Source organism: Variovorax sp. GW823-FHT04F07 (genome assembly GCF_058795995.1).
The window spans coordinates 264503-279596 of the sequence record NZ_JBXAIG010000001.1 but is presented as its reverse complement, the minus strand read 5'-3'; the positions used below and the strand labels follow the sequence as shown (position 1 = coordinate 279596).

Here is a 15094-nt window from a genome sequence, read left to right as displayed (position 1 = left end):
GCGCGGTCAGTCCGCGCGCAGCAGTGCGAGCAATTCGTCGCGGTGAGGCTGGGTGTCGAGCCAGGCGCGGATGCGGTCCAGCTCGTCGATGCAGTCGTCGCCGTAGCGGCGGCGCAGCGCGGCCAGGCGCGCCTCGCGCACCTCCTCGGTCTGCAGCCGGCGCTGCCAGCCGTCGGACAGCAGCTCGTCGAGCCGGCCGGCCAGGCCGCGGCTCACGAGGGCGCGCCATTCGCCCTGGTCGAACCAGAGGTTCTGGCAGGCCACGCAGCGGTCGATGCGGAAGTCGGGCCCGGCGCTCACGCGCAGGCGCTGCATCAACCGCTCGCATTCCGGGCAGTGGCGCACGGCGGCGATGTCGAACACCTCGATCACCTCGTCGTCGACCTCATGCGGCACGCGCTTCGGGTCGGCGGCCTTCCAGCTGCGCCAGTCGTCCATGTCCATCACCATGCCGTGGCAGTCGCCGCACTGCACGCCGAGCAGGGCTTCGGCGAGCGCGACGGGCTGCATCGCGGCATGGGTGGCGCAACTGCACCTCAGGTTCGGGTTCATCGCGCGCCCCCGGCTCAGTTGCGGAAGGAGGAGATCAGGTTCTGCAGCGCCGACTTCTGGCTCTCGGTGCCATCGTTGGCGATCTTGCTCATCAGCGAGGCGACGCTGAGGTTCTGGATCTCGCCCGACGAGTTGCCCAGCGCGCCGACGATGTCGCGCAGGTCCTTCACCACGTCGCGCTCGCCCGAGAGCTGTTCCTTGAAGGCGACCTGCACCGCCTGGCTCTTGGAGATGACGCCGTCAATGCCCTTGCCCACCGAGAGCGAGCGCACGAAGCTGTCGAAGTAGTCGCCCGAGCCGCCCACGATGTCGATCTTGGCGTTGGCGAGCGCGGTGCCCAGCACGTCGGCCTGTTCCTTGGCGATGGACGTCTGCGCGTCGATGCCCTTCATGGTTTCGATGTGCGACTTTTCCAGGCGCATGCGGAACTCTTCGTGGTCGCGGGTTTCGGGGCTCATGGACTTCATGGCCTCGAACTTCTCGTGCAGGCCCTTGGCCTCGGCGTTGAAGCGCGCTTCGATGACCTGCGCATCGGCCTGGCCCGACTTGAGCGTGGCCTCGGCGTCGGCCGTGCGCACGTTGACTTCGGCGAGGCCCAGCTTTTCCTTGCCCGAGGCCTCGGCCTCGAACTTGGCCCGCATGCCGGCCGCTTCGGCCTGCGAACGGGCTTCGATGACCTGCGCATCGGCTTGACCGGCCTTGAGGATCGCGTCGGCATCGGCCTGGCGCACATGCACGTCGGCCAGCCCCAGCTTTTCCTTGCCCGAAGCCTCGGCTTCGAAGCTTGCCAGCTTGGCCTGGGCCGTGGCGATTTCGACCTTGGCGGCGGCCAGGCCCGGTGCGGCGGAAATGGCTTCCACGCCCTCGGCTTCGCGCTTCTTCGATTCGGCGTCACGCTCGGCCACCTTGAGCTTGGCGTCAGCCAGCGTGAGTTCTTCGGCGGCCTTGTGGCGGGCGCGCTTTTCTTGCGTTTCGGCGGCCTTCACGTCGAGCACCATCTTCTCTTCGGCCTGGCCCTCGGCCATGATCACGACCGACTTCTTGGTGCGCTCGGCCTCGGCGACCACGCGCAGTTCCTTGATGGCTTCTTCCTGCTCGGCCACGGTGCGCTCGACCACGATGCGCTCGCGGATCACATCGGCAATGGCCTTCTTCTGCACTTCGACGGCCTTGTCCTTCTCGATGCGCTGCAGGGTCACTTCCTTCTCGCGATCGACAATTTCGAGATCGCGGGCACGCGTGACCTTTTCTTCCTCAATGGCCACCGCGCGCTTGCGGTTGTTCTCGGCCACTTCCTTTTCGCGCTGCACGTTCTCCTGCTGCACCGAGACCGACTGCTCGGCCATCAGGCGCGCGGTTTCGGACTTGGTGCGCTCTTCGGACTGGATCTTGGAGGTTTCGGCTTCCTCGCGGGCACGCACGCTGGCAATTTCGCGTTGCTGGCGCGCGGTGGCATCGGCCTGCTGGCGTTCGAGTTCGAGCAGTGCTTCTTGCGTTTCGACGTTCTTCTTCTTGATCTGCATTTCCTCGTTGCGGCGCAACTCGTTGGTGCGCACGTGCTCGACCGCCGTCAGCTCGGTGATCTTCTTGATGCCCTGCGCATCGAGGATGTTGTTGGCGTCCAGCTCCGACAGCGGGGTCTGCTCGAGGTAGTCGATGGCGGCGTCTTCAAGCACGTAGCCCGAGAGGTCGTTGCCGATCTGGCTGATGATCTCGTCGCGGAAGCCGTCGCGCGCCTGGTACAGGTCGACGAAGTCCATCGACTTGCCCACGGTCTTGAGCGCTTCGGAGAACTTGGCGGAGAACAACTCTTCGAGCGTCTCGTGGTTGGAGGCCCGCGCACAGCCGATGCCCTGCGCCACCTTCAGCACGTCGTCGGCGGTCTTGTTGACGCGCACGAAGAACTTCACCTTGATGTCGGCGCGGATGTTGTCGCGGCAGATGAGGCCTTCGTTGCCCGAGCGGTCGATCTCTATGGTCTTGACCGAGATGTCCATCAGCTCGGCCTTGTGGATGATCGGGTAGACCATGCGGCCGGTGAAGGTCACCTCGGGCTCGGCGCGCAGCGTGTTCACGATGAGGGCGTGGCCCTGTTCGATCTTGCGATAGAACTTGGCGAACATCGCGAACAGGCCGAGGATGACGACGGCCAGTATGACCACGGCGAAGATGATGGGCTCCATTTTTTCTCCAGATGCTTTAAGAGCGAGCGAACGAACTTGGGTGAGGGATGCGCGCGGTCAGAAGGTGTGAATGAATCCGGCGTGGCCGATGAACGGACATGGCGGGTTCGTTCACGCCTTCTCAGACGATGTCTTCGTGCGCCGCGATGAGGTAGCGCGCGGCCACCTCGTCGTATTCGAGGATGAGCGCGTGCGAGCCACGCTTGAGGGCGTTGGGCGTGGGCGCCCAGACGCGGATGTTGAGGCTGGCGCCACGGCGCGCCACTTCGGCGCGGCCGTCCTTCTCGTTCACCACGCCGGTGACGACGCGGCAGACCTGGCCCACCAACGCCGCATTGCTCACGGCCGTGTGGCTCACGAAGAGGCTCTTGAGCGGGCGGATGGCCACCGCCGTCACCGGAATGGCGAGGGCCGCGCTGACCACCAGCAGCACCGTGCCGGCCACCAGCTTGAGCACCATCGTCGGCACCAGTGGCAGCAGCCACTCGCCGCCCAGGCACGAGAGCGTCCAGGCCACCAGCACCAGCAGGCTCACGGCCACCGAGAACGGCACGCCGTTCAGGCCGAAGGCGACCACGTAGCTCGCGATCTGGCCCATGTCGCTGGTGTCGCCGTCGGCATGCGTCTGCAGGTCGACGTCGATCCCGCTGCTCTCGAAGTCGACCATGCCGACCACCGCGAGCACCCAATAGATCACCACGACGCCGAGCAGCACCGTGTAGATCGCGGTGGGGTACCCCGTCACCGCTCCCATGAAATCGCCCATTGATCCTCCCGCGTGCGGGTTGGTTGTTGTTCTCTTTTCTTCTTACCTGCCGCCCGGCTTCTTCGTGCCGGTGTTCTTCTTGTTCGCCTTGCCTGCAAAGGCAATCAGTTCGCGCGTGGCCCTCTCCTTGATGGCCAGGCGGTCGTCAGGTGACAGACCATAACGCGCCGCCAAAAATTCGTAGTCGGCCGTGCTCAGCGACACGGTGAGACGCGGCCGCTTCGGCTTCGAGGTGGTCGCCAGGCCCAGCACCTGCCGGATCTGGTCGGGCGTGGACACATGCTGCTCGAAGGCCGCGGTGCGCACGGCCTCGAGCACGGCCTCCTCCACGTCGAAGGCCACCTGGACCGCGCGGATCGCCTCGTCCGAGCCCTGCCAGCGTACCGGCTTGACCCGCACCATCGTCACTCCTGAACCGGCTTGGACGGTTCGGACGGCTTGGCCTGCCGGGCGCGGATGCGCTCCATCACCTTGCCGGTGCGGTCGGCATCGTTGCCGATGCCCGCCGCGGCCAGCTTCTTCTCGAGCGCGCTGTGGCCGAACTCGTCCTCGAGCTGCTGGCCCGCCGTCATGCGGTCGGACAGGTCTTCGTGGCGCGAGCGGATGCGTTCCAGCGACTCGCGCGCGCTGGCCAGGCGCGAGCCGCCGCTGCCGATGTTCTCGGAGATCGACTGCGTGGCGCGGTAGACGCTTTCGGTGGTCTTGGCGATGCCGATCTCGCGCTCGTGCTCGCGGATGCGCGCCTCGGCCGACTTGATCAGGTCCTTGAGCCGGGACACCTGCAGCGCGTAGGAAGCATGGGCCTTGGCCTGCTCCTCGAGCTCCTGCTCGAGCGTGCCGACCTTGGCCGCCACGTCGAGCGCCAGGCCTTCCTGGGTCTTGTTGAGCGCTTCGAGCGCCAGGCCTTCGTAGCGCGCGACCTCGCCCTTCAGGCGTTCGATTTCGCGGGCCGACTGCATCTCCTTGGCCATGACGCCCGTGAGGTCGCCCCTGGCCTTCTCGATGCTGTGCTTGGCGTCGATGATTTCCTGCTCGTAGATGCGCGTGGCGTTGCTGTCGATCACGCTCTCGCCGATTTCGCGGGCGCTGCCGCGCAGCAAGGTGACCAGCTTCTTGATGACTGTCATGATGATCTCCGCTTAATTCAGGAATTCGGACAAGGCGTCGAGCGCATCGAGCGCGTTGTCGCTGAGCACGGCCACTTCGCGTGCGATGTCTTCCACACTCGCGTTGCGCCCCAGCGCCCCCGTGAGCACGTAGCGCCCGCCGACGCGCCCGAAGGACGACAGCGGCACCGACGGGTTGAGGTCGAGCAGCGATTCGAGCAGCTCGGTGCGCCGCGCGGGCTTCACGTCTTCCTCGGTCCAGAGGTAGCAGATGCAGATGATCTGCATGTCGGAGCTGGTGACGAAGATCGGCAGCTCGTCACGCCCTTCGATGCTCACCTGGACCACCGGCGTGCTGCCCGGAATCGGCTGCAGCTGAACAGACAGCCCGCCCATCGCGGCACCGGCCAGCACATCGAGGCCTTCGAGTTGATCCAGCAGTGATTGCATACCTCTCCTTTGGGTTGTCTACCGTGGGAAGCGCGCGATGCTTCGATGGATTCACTATAGGTGCAGCGACATAACATGTCAAAAATTCTTTTAACCCGTGCGCATGACTTTCGGCACTGGCGCGCTCTCTAGAATCCGCAGATGGCCCCCACCATCAACCCCGCGCGTGTCGATTTCGTGACGCTGCGCCTGTTCTGCGCCGTCGCCCAGTCAGGCAGCATCACCAAGGGCGCGGAAGCGTGTCACCTCGCGCTCTCGGCGGCGAGCCGGCGCCTGTCCGACTTCGAAGCCGCCACGGGCTCCAAGCTGCTCGAACGCAGCGCCCAGGGCATCGCGCTCACACCGGCCGGGCATGTGGCGATGCAGCATGCGATGCGCCTCTTCCAGGGCTTCGAGCAGTTCAGCAACGAGCTGGGCGACTACGCCAGCGGCGTGCGCGGCCACGTGCGGCTGTGGGCCAACATGTCGGCGCTGACGGAGTTCCTGCCGACCACGCTGGCGGCGTTCCTGGGACAGCATCCCGATATCCGCGTCGAGGTCGAGGAACAGCTGAGCGGCGACATCGTGCGCGCACTGGTCGACGGCCTCGCCGACGTCGGCGTGTTCGCCGAGAACACGCCCGCCTACGGCCTGGATGTCGCGCCCTTCCAGACCGACGAGCTCGTGGTGCTGTGCGCCAGGCCGCATCCGCTGGCGCGCCTGCGCGCGAAGCAGGTCGATTTCAAGACCTGTCTCGCGCACGAGTTCGTGGGGCTGAACCGCAGCAGCTCGCTGCTCGAACTGACCTCGCGCGCGGCCGAGCAGGCCGGCATCCCGATGCGCCTGCGCGTGCAGGTGCGCAGCTTCGATGCGATGTGTCACATGATCGCGGCCAACCTCGGCATCGGCGTGGTGCCGCTGGCCGCCTGCAAGGCGCAGGTGGCCGCACTCGGCCTGAAGGTGGTGCACCTGAGGGACGCCTGGGCCACGCGGCGGCTGCTGATGGCGACGAAGGCGGGCGCGGCGCTGACGCCGGCGACGCAGTTGCTGGTGCGGCAGCTTCTGCAGCAGGCGGGGGCGTAGCGGCACGCGGAGCCGCTATGCTGCCGGGCGGAGGAAAAGAAAAATGCCCTACACATTGAATGGCACCGGAACGCGCTACTACGGCGCGCGCGAACACGACATCGGCGGGACCTACATCACGACCAAGTGGATCGTGCTCTTTGGAATCCCTCTGCTGCCCTTGAGTTCATGGCGCGTGTATCCGATGACCGAACAGCAAACCGTTGACCACAGCCATTTCCACGGCCGGGACGTCACACACACCGGGCAGGTCTTTCACGAGCAGCCTGTCCCACTGAATTGGCGGCAGGTGCTCAATGTCTACGCGGTTGCCATCCCGATCGTCTGCGTGATCGGCTGGCTTCTGCTCACGGCACTTTCGAGGCTTTCGCACCGCTAGACCGCCGACGCATTTCGCGGAAGCGAGCAATCCAAAGCTACGCCCTCCGCAAAAGGCTGCCCTGCCTGGTTCCGCTACGCTCCAGTTGCGCCTGCCAAAGTCGCGCCTCGACGAAGCTCGCGTACTCGATCACCGCAAGCTCATTGCCGCTGTCATCCAGCTGTGCGAGCGCCCAAGGACCGTCTTCCAACTCGGGGTTGACCCAATCCAGTTGTCTAGGACTCACGCCTATCGTCGCGAGCAACGACGCCACTGCCTGCGCTGCGCCAACAAGAGACCCATGGATGAAGACAAGACCGATCCGGGGATAGTCATCGCAACATCTTTCCAGCCAAAGCCGCTGCCCCTGCCAATCGACCAACGCGAATTCCGTCGGCAATCCCAGGTCGTTCACAAGACCGCGCACAGGCTTGATATCCATGGACGAGAACAACAAGCCATCCGGGTCATTCATCGAGAGCAACAGACAGTCCTCCTGATCCAAACTGGATGGCCACCGATGTCGGTGCACCAGTCCCTTTTCCAATGGCTCTCCTGAACAGGTCAGGTATGCCAACCATTCGGAAACGTCCGTATTGCGAATGAAATAGGCCCCATCGCGGCCGTCATCTCTTGCGGGCAGGAGCAATGCAGAGAGACTTACAAACTCCCAGTAGCCTTCCGCATTGCCGAGAGGTACGAGCAAGGTGCCGGGCCCACGCAGGGCATGAACATCGCAAACGGTGTTCCACCATGCGACCACCTCGGTCCTGTCATACCTGCCGGACAGCAGCCCCTCCAGCACCTCGATCACGAGCTGCTTCGTGGGCAGGACAGTTTCCAGCCTCAATCGGTGCCCACCATCACACTCGACGCCTTGATCACCGCATAGGCATTCGAGCCCTCGCTGAGCTTCAGCGACTCGGCCGAGCTGCTGGTGATGGTCGAGACGATCTGCACGCCGGGAGCGATCTCCAGCGTGACTTCGGTGGTGACGGGGCCGCGGACGATGGCGATGACCTTGCCGGACAGGACGTTGCGTGCGCTGATCTTCATGGAGAGCTCCTGGGAACGGGGAATCGAGCACGCCAGTTTATCGACGCGACGCCCCCGCCCTACCCCGCCGCCTCCGCCTCGAGCACCGCCCACTCCGCCTCCGTGAACAGCCGCGAGCGCGTCAAGAAGCGCACGCCCAGCGGCCCTTCCAGCGAGAACATCCCGCCGCGCCCCGGCACCACGTCGATGATCAGCTGCGTGTGCTGCCAGTACTCGAACTGCGGTCCGCTGATGTAGAACGGCATGCCGCCGATGCGGCCCAGCAGCCGGTCGTAGTCGCCCACGATGAACTCGCCCTGGGCGTAGCACATGGGCGCGCTGCCGTCGCAGCAGCCGCCCGACTGATGGAACATCAGCGGGCCGTGCCGTGCGGCGAGGTCGTCGATGAGCGCGAGCGCCGCGTCGGTCGCGGTGACGCGCAGGACCTCGCCGGTCATCAGAAGAAGCCCAGCTTGTTCTCGCTGTAGCTCACGAGCAGGTTCTTGGTCTGCTGGTAGTGGTCGAGCATCATCTTGTGGTTCTCGCGCCCGATGCCCGACTGCTTGTAGCCACCGAAGGCCGCGTGCGCCGGGTACCGGTGGTAGCAGTTGGTCCACACGCGCCCGGCCTGGATGCCGCGGCCCATGCGGAAGGCGCGGTTCATGTCGCGGCTCCACACGCCGGCGCCCAGGCCGTAGAGCGTGTCGTTGGCAATCGCCAGCGCCTCTTCCTCGTCCTTGAAGGTGGTGACCGACACCACGGGCCCGAAGATTTCCTCCTGGAAGATGCGCATCTTGTTGTGGCCGCGGAACACGGTCGGCTTCACGTAGTAGCCATCGGCCAGGTCGCCGTCGAGCTGCTGGCGCTCGCCGCCGATGAGCACCTGCGCGCCTTCCTGCCGGCCGATGTCCAGGTAAGACAGGATTTTTTCCAGCTGCTCGCTCGAGGCCTGCGCGCCGATCATGGTGGCCGCGTCGAGCGGGCTGCCCTGCTTGATGGCGGCCACGCGCTTCAGTGCGCGCTCCATGAAGCGGTCGTAGATCGACTCTTGAATGAGCGCGCGGCTCGGGCAGGTGCAGACCTCGCCCTGGTTCAGCGCGAACATCGTGAAGCCTTCGAGCGCCTTGTCGAAGAAGGCGTCGTCGCGCTCCATCACGTCGGCAAAGAAGATGTTGGGCGACTTGCCGCCCAGCTCCAGCGTGACCGGAATGAGGTTCTGGCTCGCGTACTGCGAGATCAGCCGGCCCGTGGTGGTCTCGCCGGTGAAGGCGATCTTGCCGATGCGGTTGCTCGACGCCAGCGGCTTGCCCGCCTCCACGCCGAAGCCGTTGACGATGTTCAGAACGCCCGGCGGCAGCAGGTCGCCAATGACCTCCATCAGCACCAGGATCGACACCGGCGTCTGCTCGGCGGGCTTGAGCACCACGCAGTTGCCGGCCGCCAACGCGGGCGCGAGCTTCCACACGGCCATGAGGATCGGGAAGTTCCACGGAATGATCTGGCCGACCACGCCGATGGGCTCGTGAAAGTGGTACGCGAAGGTCTCGTGGTCGATCTCGCTGATGCCGCCCTCCTGCGAGCGCACGCACGAGGCGAAGTAGCGGAAGTGGTCGATGGCCAGCGGCAGGTCGGCGGCCATGGTCTCGCGGATCGGCTTGCCGTTGTCCCAGGTCTCGGCGGCGGCCAGCATGGCCAGGTTTTCCTGCATGCGGTCGGCGATGCGGTTCAGGATGTTCGCGCGCTCGGTGGTCGAGGTGCGGCCCCAGGCGGTCTTCGCCTTGTGAGCGGCGTCGAGTGCGCGCTCGATGTCGGCGGCGCTGGAGCGCGGCACTTCGCAGAAGACCTTGCCGGTGACGGGCGTGATGTTGCCGAAATACTGGTTCTCCACCGGCGCGACCCATTCGCCGCCGATGTAGTTGCCGTAGCGCGCCTTGAAAGGCACCGCGGTACCGAATTTGCCCGGTTCGAGCATGTCCATGGGTTGTCTCCGTTGGGTAAGGTGTGAACAGGCGGCACCGCGACATGCGGCGGCCCGCACAGGCACCGCAAGCGGCATACCCGCGTGGATCGGGACAATCCCCAAGCCCCGCGCCACAGGGGCGCGGCCCGCGCAGAGGGTTTCCATTCGCAATCTGCGACATGTTTGCGCGAATACGGCGACTACGATGTCGCACAAGGCGAATCGCCGGCAATCCCGCCAACGGAGTCACGCATGACGAGTGAAGCTTCCGCACCATCGACCAGCGTCGCGCAGGCCCGCGAGCTGTTCTTTGCGCAGGGCCGCGACCCAGCCCCGTGGATCGCGCCGCACATCTCGCGCTCGTGGCAGCGCAGCCGGCCGGTCGATCCGCATTGCATCGACCCGACGCCCATGGCGCCTTCGCTGCTCAACGAGCGCCGCGAGCAGGCGATGCGCCTGCTCAGCTGCGCGCAGCCCGAACTCGACGGGCTCGCCGAGCATGCGGTGGGCAACGGCTGCATCGTCGCGCTGTCGGACGCGAGCGGCCTGATCCTCGAAGAGATCGGCAGCCCCGACTTCCTGCCCAAGGCCCAGCGCGTGGCGCTGCAGCCCGGCGTGGAATGGTCGGAGAGCCATCGCGGCACCAACGCCATCGGCACCGCGCTGGCCGAGCGCGAGGCGCTGATGGTGCTGGGCGGCGAGCACTACCTGGCGCAGAACGGCCGGCTGGGCTGCGCGGCGGCGCCCATCTTCAGCGGACGCGGCGAGCTGGCCGGTGCGCTCGACATCTCGGGCGAGACCGCGCGCGTGAACCACCACGCCCTGGGCCTGGTGCGCATGGCGGCACAACAAGTGGAGCACCGCATGCTGCTGGCCGAGGCCTCGGGCCACGTGCTGCGCTTCCATGCACGGCCGGCGTTGATCGGCACCGCGCGCGAAGGCCTGATGGTGATCGAGGGCGGCCGCATCGTGGCGGCCAACCGCGTGGCACTCGACCTGTTCGGCCGCACATGGGAAGGCCTGCTCGACCTCGACGCCGAAGAGTTCCTGGGCGCGCAGTGGCCGCGCATGGAGCACCGGCGCAGCCTGCTCACGCTGCCGGGCGGACGGCAGATCGCGACGGTCATGGAGCGCACGGGCACAGCGAACAGCGGCACGGGCCGCACCGGCGCGCGGCAGGTGATGGCCGCGAACGCCGCGCCCGTCGACAACGACGACGTGGTGCGCCCATTGCTGGCGCGCGCCGTGCGCGTGCTCAACGAAGGCGTGCCGGTGCTGGTGAACGGCGAGACCGGCAGCGGCAAGGAGGTGTTCTCGCGCCGCCTGCACGCCGCGAGCCGCCGCAGCGCGGGCCCGTTCGTGGCAGTCGACTGCGCCTCGTTGCCCGAGACGCTGATCGAGGCCGAGCTGTTCGGTTACGAAGAAGGCGCCTTCACCGGCGCGCGCCGCAAGGGCATGCCGGGGCGCATCCGCGAGGCGCATGGCGGGGTGCTGTTTCTGGACGAGATCGCCGAGATCCCGCTCGCGCTGCAGACGCGCCTGCTGCGCGTGCTCGAAGGCCGCGTGGTCACGCCGCTGGGCGGCGGTCAGGGCGTGGCGGTCGATTTCGACCTGGTCTGCGCCACGCACGCCGGCCTGCCCGCGCTGGTCGAGGCCGGGCGCTTTCGCGCCGACCTGATGTACCGCGTGGCCGGCTTCACCGTCGCGCTGCCCGCGCTGCACGAGCGTGCCGACCGGCGCGCGCTGATCGCGCGGCTGTTCCTCGAATCGGGCGGCGCCGCCAAGCACCTGTGCCTGGAGAACGACGCGCTCGAGCGCCTGGCCACCTACCGCTGGCCCGGCAACGTGCGGGAGCTGCGCAGCGTGCTGCGTGCGCTCGTGGCGCTGGCCGACCCGGGCGATGCGGTGACGGCCGATGCGCTGCCCGCGCACCTGCAAGACGCCGCACCCCTCGCTGACTTCAGCGAAGCCACACTGTCGCAACCCAACGCGCCCCTGCAGACCATCACGCGCCACGCCATCGACGAAGCCCTGCGCGCCTGCGACCACGACGTGGCGCGCGCGGCCCGCCGGCTCGGCGTTCACCGCAGCACCGTGTACCGCCACCTCGCGCGCCAGCGCCCGCCCGCGGGCAACACCAAAGACTGACTTGCCCGCACGCGCGGGAGCGGCCAGACTTTGCGCATGGCCCTGCCCCCGCATTCATGACCACCGGCAAATCCGCGCGCAAGCTCTCGGCCGTGCCGTCCACCTTGCGGATTCCGCTGGCCGCGCGGGCTTCGGGCGATGCGCTGTTTCCGCAGATGGCCGTGCGCGACGCCTACGCCGCCGGCATCCTCGAGCAGATCCGCGACGACGACCATGCCCTGCCCGACGACCGCACGACCATCTACGGCATCCTCGCGCGCACGCGGCGCTTTCGCAGCCTGGCGCAGGACTTTCTCAAGCTGCACCCGGGCGCGCGCGTCGTGAACATGGGCTGCGGCCTGAGCCACTACTTCCAATGGCTGGACGACGGCAAGTCGCGCATGACCGACGCCGACCTGCCCGAGGTGCTGGCCCTGCGCCGCGAGCTGCTGCCCGAAACGCATCCGCGCCACGACCTGCGCGAACTCGACCTCTCGGCGCCCGGCTGGTGGGAGCAGCTCGGCCTGCCGCGCAAGCGCCAGGCGCAGCCGGTCTTCCTGTTCACCGAGGGCGTGCTGATGTACCTCACGCCCGAGCAGGTGAACGCCGTGTTCACCACCTTCGGCGAACGCGCGCCTGCGGGTTCGGTGCTGGCCTTCGACGCGATGTGCTGGCTGGCCGTGGGCCGCGCGCGCCAGCATCCTTCGGTGCGCGCGACCGGCGCGGAGTTCCAGTGGGGCCTGCGCCGGTACGAAGACCTCACGCAGCCCCATCCGCGCCTGCACCTGGACGGCACCTACCGCGTGATGGAAGGCATCGGCTGGCCCTACACGCTGTTCGCGCCGATGGTGCTGTTCTTCCTGGGCGTGCCGATCTATGCGGTGTACGCGCTGAGGGCAAAGGACTAGGGCTGCGTCAGGCGAAAGGCACGCTGCGCCACGGGCTGCGCGTGTCGCTCAGCAGCAGGCGGTTGGTGCGCAGCAGGTGCTCTTCGCGCGCGTCGGAGTACTGCCAGATCAGGCCCGCCGCGATGTACGCGGCGCTCACCAGCGACCAGTTGGCATAGGCCGCGCGCACCTGCGATGCCAGGCCGCCCGCAAAGTCGGCGAACTCCGCGCGTTCGATGAAGCCCAGTTGCACGGCCCAGCGCGACAGGCTGGCCAGGCGCACCGCGTCCCAGGCCACCAGGTTCGTCAGCTGGTCCGGCGCCACGCCGAAGTGCTTGCGCAGGGCCTGGACCCAGCTCTGGCTGCCGGTCATCAGCCGGCTCAGCTCGGCGCTCGAGTGCCCGGTCTGCGCGGACAGCGCCCGCATGTCCAGGTGCTCGCGCGCTTTGATCTGGAAGAACGCGGGAAACCACGCGTCCATGACCAGGCGCAGCACGCCGGGCGTGGACTGCACCGCTGCATCGATCGCACCGATGGCCTTCCAGGCCGGCAGGTACTTCGCGCGCTGCCCTTCCTCGGTCAGCCAGCGCGCGGTCTGCTCGAAGCTCGCGCGGTCGCTCACGTTCCACACCTGCGCGATGCCTTCGCGCAGGGTGTCGTTGTCCTTGCCGGTGAGCACCGCGTTCACACAGTCGCCGTTGAAGGCCGACAGCGGCGTGCTCAGCGTGACCAGCCATTGCTCCTGCGCGGAAAGCGCGGGCGCGGCGGTGTCGAACTTGAGCTTGTCGTTGTCGAGCATCGCGTGCGCGAGCGTGTCCTTGAACCCCATGAAAACTCCTCCGAATCTTGTTGAATGGCGCGCGGGCGAATCAGGCCCGAGATTGCAGGCGCGCGATCTCCTGCTGCAGGAACGCGAGGAAGGGTGCGCGCAGCGATTCCTTCATGTGCGCGGGCAGCGCGATGGGCGGGGTCGAGCCCGTCAGCAGCTGGTCACCCTTCTCTCCGATCTGCAGCGCGCGCGCCTCCACGCGCTCCAGCGCGATGCGCAGAGGCGACTCCATCAGGTCCTTGCCGTAGAGCGCCTGCGCAGTCAGCGCCACGCCGTAGGGGCCGCCGAACAGCGGGAAGTCGGCCAGTGCGAACTGCAAGGTCTCGCCCGCGGGAATCTGGAACTTGTCCGTCACCTTGCCCAGCTTCTTGGCCAACTTCGGGTTGGCGGGGTCGAGCAAGGTGTCGGCCGCGCCGTAGTCGGCCACCAGCTCGGCCAGCGTCCAGACGCGCTGCTGCGCCTGCCGCTGGCTGCCGTTTTCCACGTGGTACGCGACCACCGCCGCCACCGTCGGCGCCAGCAGCTCGCCGCAGCGCTTGAGCAGCACCGGCTCGGGCGCGTCGGCCACGCCGGACCAGTCTTTCCACGCCTTGAAGCGCGCGAGCAGCGTCGAGACGAACGAAGGTGCGTCGTCTGCGCGCGCCGGCAAGGCATGGCCCTGCGCCGGCGGCGGTGCGGCGGACAGCACGGTGAAGTCGTCCTGCACGTACACCGCCTGGTCGGTCAGCAGCAGCCCTTGCGAGGTGCGCTTGCCGCTGAGCCGGTTCATCGCGTGGTAGCCGAGGAAGAACAGCGGAATCTCGTCGCCCAGCCACGGCCTGGGCAGGTACATCTGCTCGACCGCCTGCGCGAACACCTGCGGCGCATCCTCGTGGTCGGGGTGGTCCGCCTGGTCCGGCAGGAAGGAAAAGGCCGACAGGTCGGCATGCAACGGTGCCTGCACCTGTTGCTGCACGCGTGCGCGTAAGGCATCGCCGTGGCGCGCGCGTTCGGGCGGCAACGCGCCCAGGTGATCGGTGAACGACGAAAAAACGAATGACATGCTGAATCTCTCCCTGAAACCGTGGTTGTGAATGGGTAAGCGGCCCGGCATCTGCTTCCGTGGGCCATGCACGGCAGATCGGCCGTGACCGCGGCGTGTCCTGGAAGGACACCGCCGCAACGCCGGCCCAAGGGAAGTGTTCCCCGGCGGCTCACGGACTGGATGATCACGCGCCCCCATGTCAGGAGCGCGGCCATGCTACTGGGAAGCGTCGCTTGGCATTCTGACGAATTCTGCGAGGCCGCGCGATCACGAGATTCGCGCCGCTAGCATCACCGCATCTTCAAACCGTGGCCGCACTGCGACACGCCACACACGGGAGTCAAACGAATGGGTACATGGTCGACAGCAGGCTTCGGCAACGACGAGGCACTCGATTGGCTGGCGGAACTGCAGGAAGCCGATGACGCGCTCGCCTTCATCCGCGAGACGCTGGATTCAGGGTCGACCGAAGGCACCGTCGCCGCGGCCGAAGTGCTGGCACTGCTCGCCGGACACGGCAGCGCCGACGTGCACCCGGACGCCGTCGACTGGTGCGCCGGCAAGGCCGCGCCGCCGGCCGACTTGCGCCATGCCGCCGCCGACGCGCTGCAGGCCATCCTCGACGACCCCGATGCGGACGGGCACGACACCTGGGCCGAGCTGGGCGAGGACGACGAGGACTACCTCGCGTGGCTCGCCAACCTGAAGAGCCTGCAGGTCCGGCTGCGCGGCTGACCCGCGCTGAACGCGCCCGG

The 15094-nt window shown here is 67.2% G+C and carries 17 protein-coding genes; 5 read left to right on the top strand and 12 right to left on the bottom strand.

Annotated features, from left to right (window positions below; all coding sequences use genetic code 11):
• Positions 1 to 6 precede the first annotated feature (6 nt).
• The 6 genes from AC1RAA_RS01310 to AC1RAA_RS01285 form a co-directional block, all read right to left on the bottom strand.
• Positions 7 to 552, bottom strand: a complete 546-nt coding sequence (locus AC1RAA_RS01310) for a TFIIB-type zinc ribbon-containing protein (RefSeq protein ID WP_492726070.1) — start codon at positions 550 to 552, stop codon at positions 7 to 9.
• 14 nt (positions 553 to 566) lie between these two features.
• Entirely contained in the window at positions 567 to 2735 is a 2169-nt protein-coding gene (locus AC1RAA_RS01305; protein ID WP_062476401.1) for a flotillin family protein, read from the bottom strand.
• A gap of 121 nt (positions 2736 to 2856) precedes the next feature.
• Positions 2857 to 3501, bottom strand: coding sequence for a ubiquinone biosynthesis protein (locus AC1RAA_RS01300; RefSeq protein ID WP_492726068.1), 645 nt, complete (start codon positions 3499 to 3501; stop codon positions 2857 to 2859).
• 42 nt (positions 3502 to 3543) lie between these two features.
• Positions 3544 to 3903, bottom strand: coding sequence for a hypothetical protein (locus tag AC1RAA_RS01295; RefSeq protein WP_307636985.1), 360 nt, complete (start codon positions 3901 to 3903; stop codon positions 3544 to 3546).
• A gap of 2 nt (positions 3904 to 3905) precedes the next feature.
• A complete protein-coding gene (locus tag AC1RAA_RS01290) occupies positions 3906 to 4628 on the bottom strand; it encodes a PspA/IM30 family protein (protein WP_492726066.1) in 723 nt (240 codons plus the stop codon).
• Between the two features lie 12 nt (positions 4629 to 4640).
• On the bottom strand, positions 4641 to 5057 hold the full coding sequence (locus AC1RAA_RS01285) for a YjfI family protein (protein WP_062476391.1): 417 nt from the start codon (positions 5055 to 5057) through the stop codon (positions 4641 to 4643).
• 141 nt (positions 5058 to 5198) lie between these two features.
• Between AC1RAA_RS01285 and AC1RAA_RS01280 the strand changes: the two genes are divergently transcribed.
• Positions 5199 to 6119, top strand: coding sequence for a LysR family transcriptional regulator (locus AC1RAA_RS01280; RefSeq protein WP_492726064.1), 921 nt, complete (start codon positions 5199 to 5201; stop codon positions 6117 to 6119).
• Positions 6120 to 6162: 43 nt separating this feature from the next.
• Complete coding sequence (locus AC1RAA_RS01275; protein ID WP_492726062.1) at positions 6163 to 6498, top strand: hypothetical protein; 336 nt, start codon at positions 6163 to 6165, stop codon at positions 6496 to 6498.
• A gap of 37 nt (positions 6499 to 6535) precedes the next feature.
• Here the strand turns inward: AC1RAA_RS01275 and AC1RAA_RS01270 are convergent, their stop codons facing one another.
• The 4 genes from AC1RAA_RS01270 to adh are packed head-to-tail and all read right to left on the bottom strand — an operon-like array spanning position 6536 to position 9490.
• Positions 6536 to 7291, bottom strand: coding sequence for a hypothetical protein (locus tag AC1RAA_RS01270; protein WP_492726060.1), 756 nt, complete (start codon positions 7289 to 7291; stop codon positions 6536 to 6538).
• 32 nt (positions 7292 to 7323) lie between these two features.
• Positions 7324 to 7533, bottom strand: coding sequence for a TOBE domain-containing protein (locus AC1RAA_RS01265; protein WP_489057183.1), 210 nt, complete (start codon positions 7531 to 7533; stop codon positions 7324 to 7326).
• 59 nt (positions 7534 to 7592) lie between these two features.
• A complete protein-coding gene (locus AC1RAA_RS01260; protein ID WP_062476386.1) occupies positions 7593 to 7970 on the bottom strand; it encodes a DUF779 domain-containing protein in 378 nt (125 codons plus the stop codon).
• The gene (gene adh / locus AC1RAA_RS01255; RefSeq protein WP_492726058.1) at positions 7970 to 9490 is read right to left on the bottom strand and encodes an aldehyde dehydrogenase; all 1521 of its coding nucleotides are present in this window, start codon (positions 9488 to 9490) and stop codon (positions 7970 to 7972) included. Before adh ends, AC1RAA_RS01260 begins: the two co-directional genes overlap by 1 nt.
• Positions 9491 to 9724: 234 nt before the next feature.
• Between adh and AC1RAA_RS01250 the strand changes: the two genes are divergently transcribed.
• Positions 9725 to 11620 carry a sigma-54-dependent Fis family transcriptional regulator gene (locus AC1RAA_RS01250; protein ID WP_492726055.1) on the top strand — a complete coding sequence of 632 codons (1896 nt, stop codon included), beginning with the start codon at positions 9725 to 9727 and terminating at the stop codon, positions 11618 to 11620.
• Positions 11621 to 11676: 56 nt separating this feature from the next.
• Entirely contained in the window at positions 11677 to 12507 is an 831-nt protein-coding gene (locus AC1RAA_RS01245; protein WP_492726053.1) for a class I SAM-dependent methyltransferase, read from the top strand.
• 7 nt (positions 12508 to 12514) lie between these two features.
• On the opposite strand, the gene AC1RAA_RS01240 is transcribed toward AC1RAA_RS01245, so the two are convergent.
• Positions 12515 to 13315, bottom strand: coding sequence for a DUF1266 domain-containing protein (locus AC1RAA_RS01240; RefSeq protein ID WP_492726049.1), 801 nt, complete (start codon positions 13313 to 13315; stop codon positions 12515 to 12517).
• A gap of 40 nt (positions 13316 to 13355) precedes the next feature.
• Positions 13356 to 14357 (bottom strand): hypothetical protein, encoded by a 1002-nt coding sequence (locus AC1RAA_RS01235; protein WP_492726047.1) that lies wholly within the window; start codon positions 14355 to 14357, stop codon positions 13356 to 13358.
• 330 nt (positions 14358 to 14687) lie between these two features.
• Between AC1RAA_RS01235 and AC1RAA_RS01230 the strand changes: the two genes are divergently transcribed.
• Complete coding sequence (locus tag AC1RAA_RS01230; protein WP_492726045.1) at positions 14688 to 15074, top strand: DUF4259 domain-containing protein; 387 nt, start codon at positions 14688 to 14690, stop codon at positions 15072 to 15074.
• Positions 15075 to 15094: the final 20 nt, after the last annotated feature.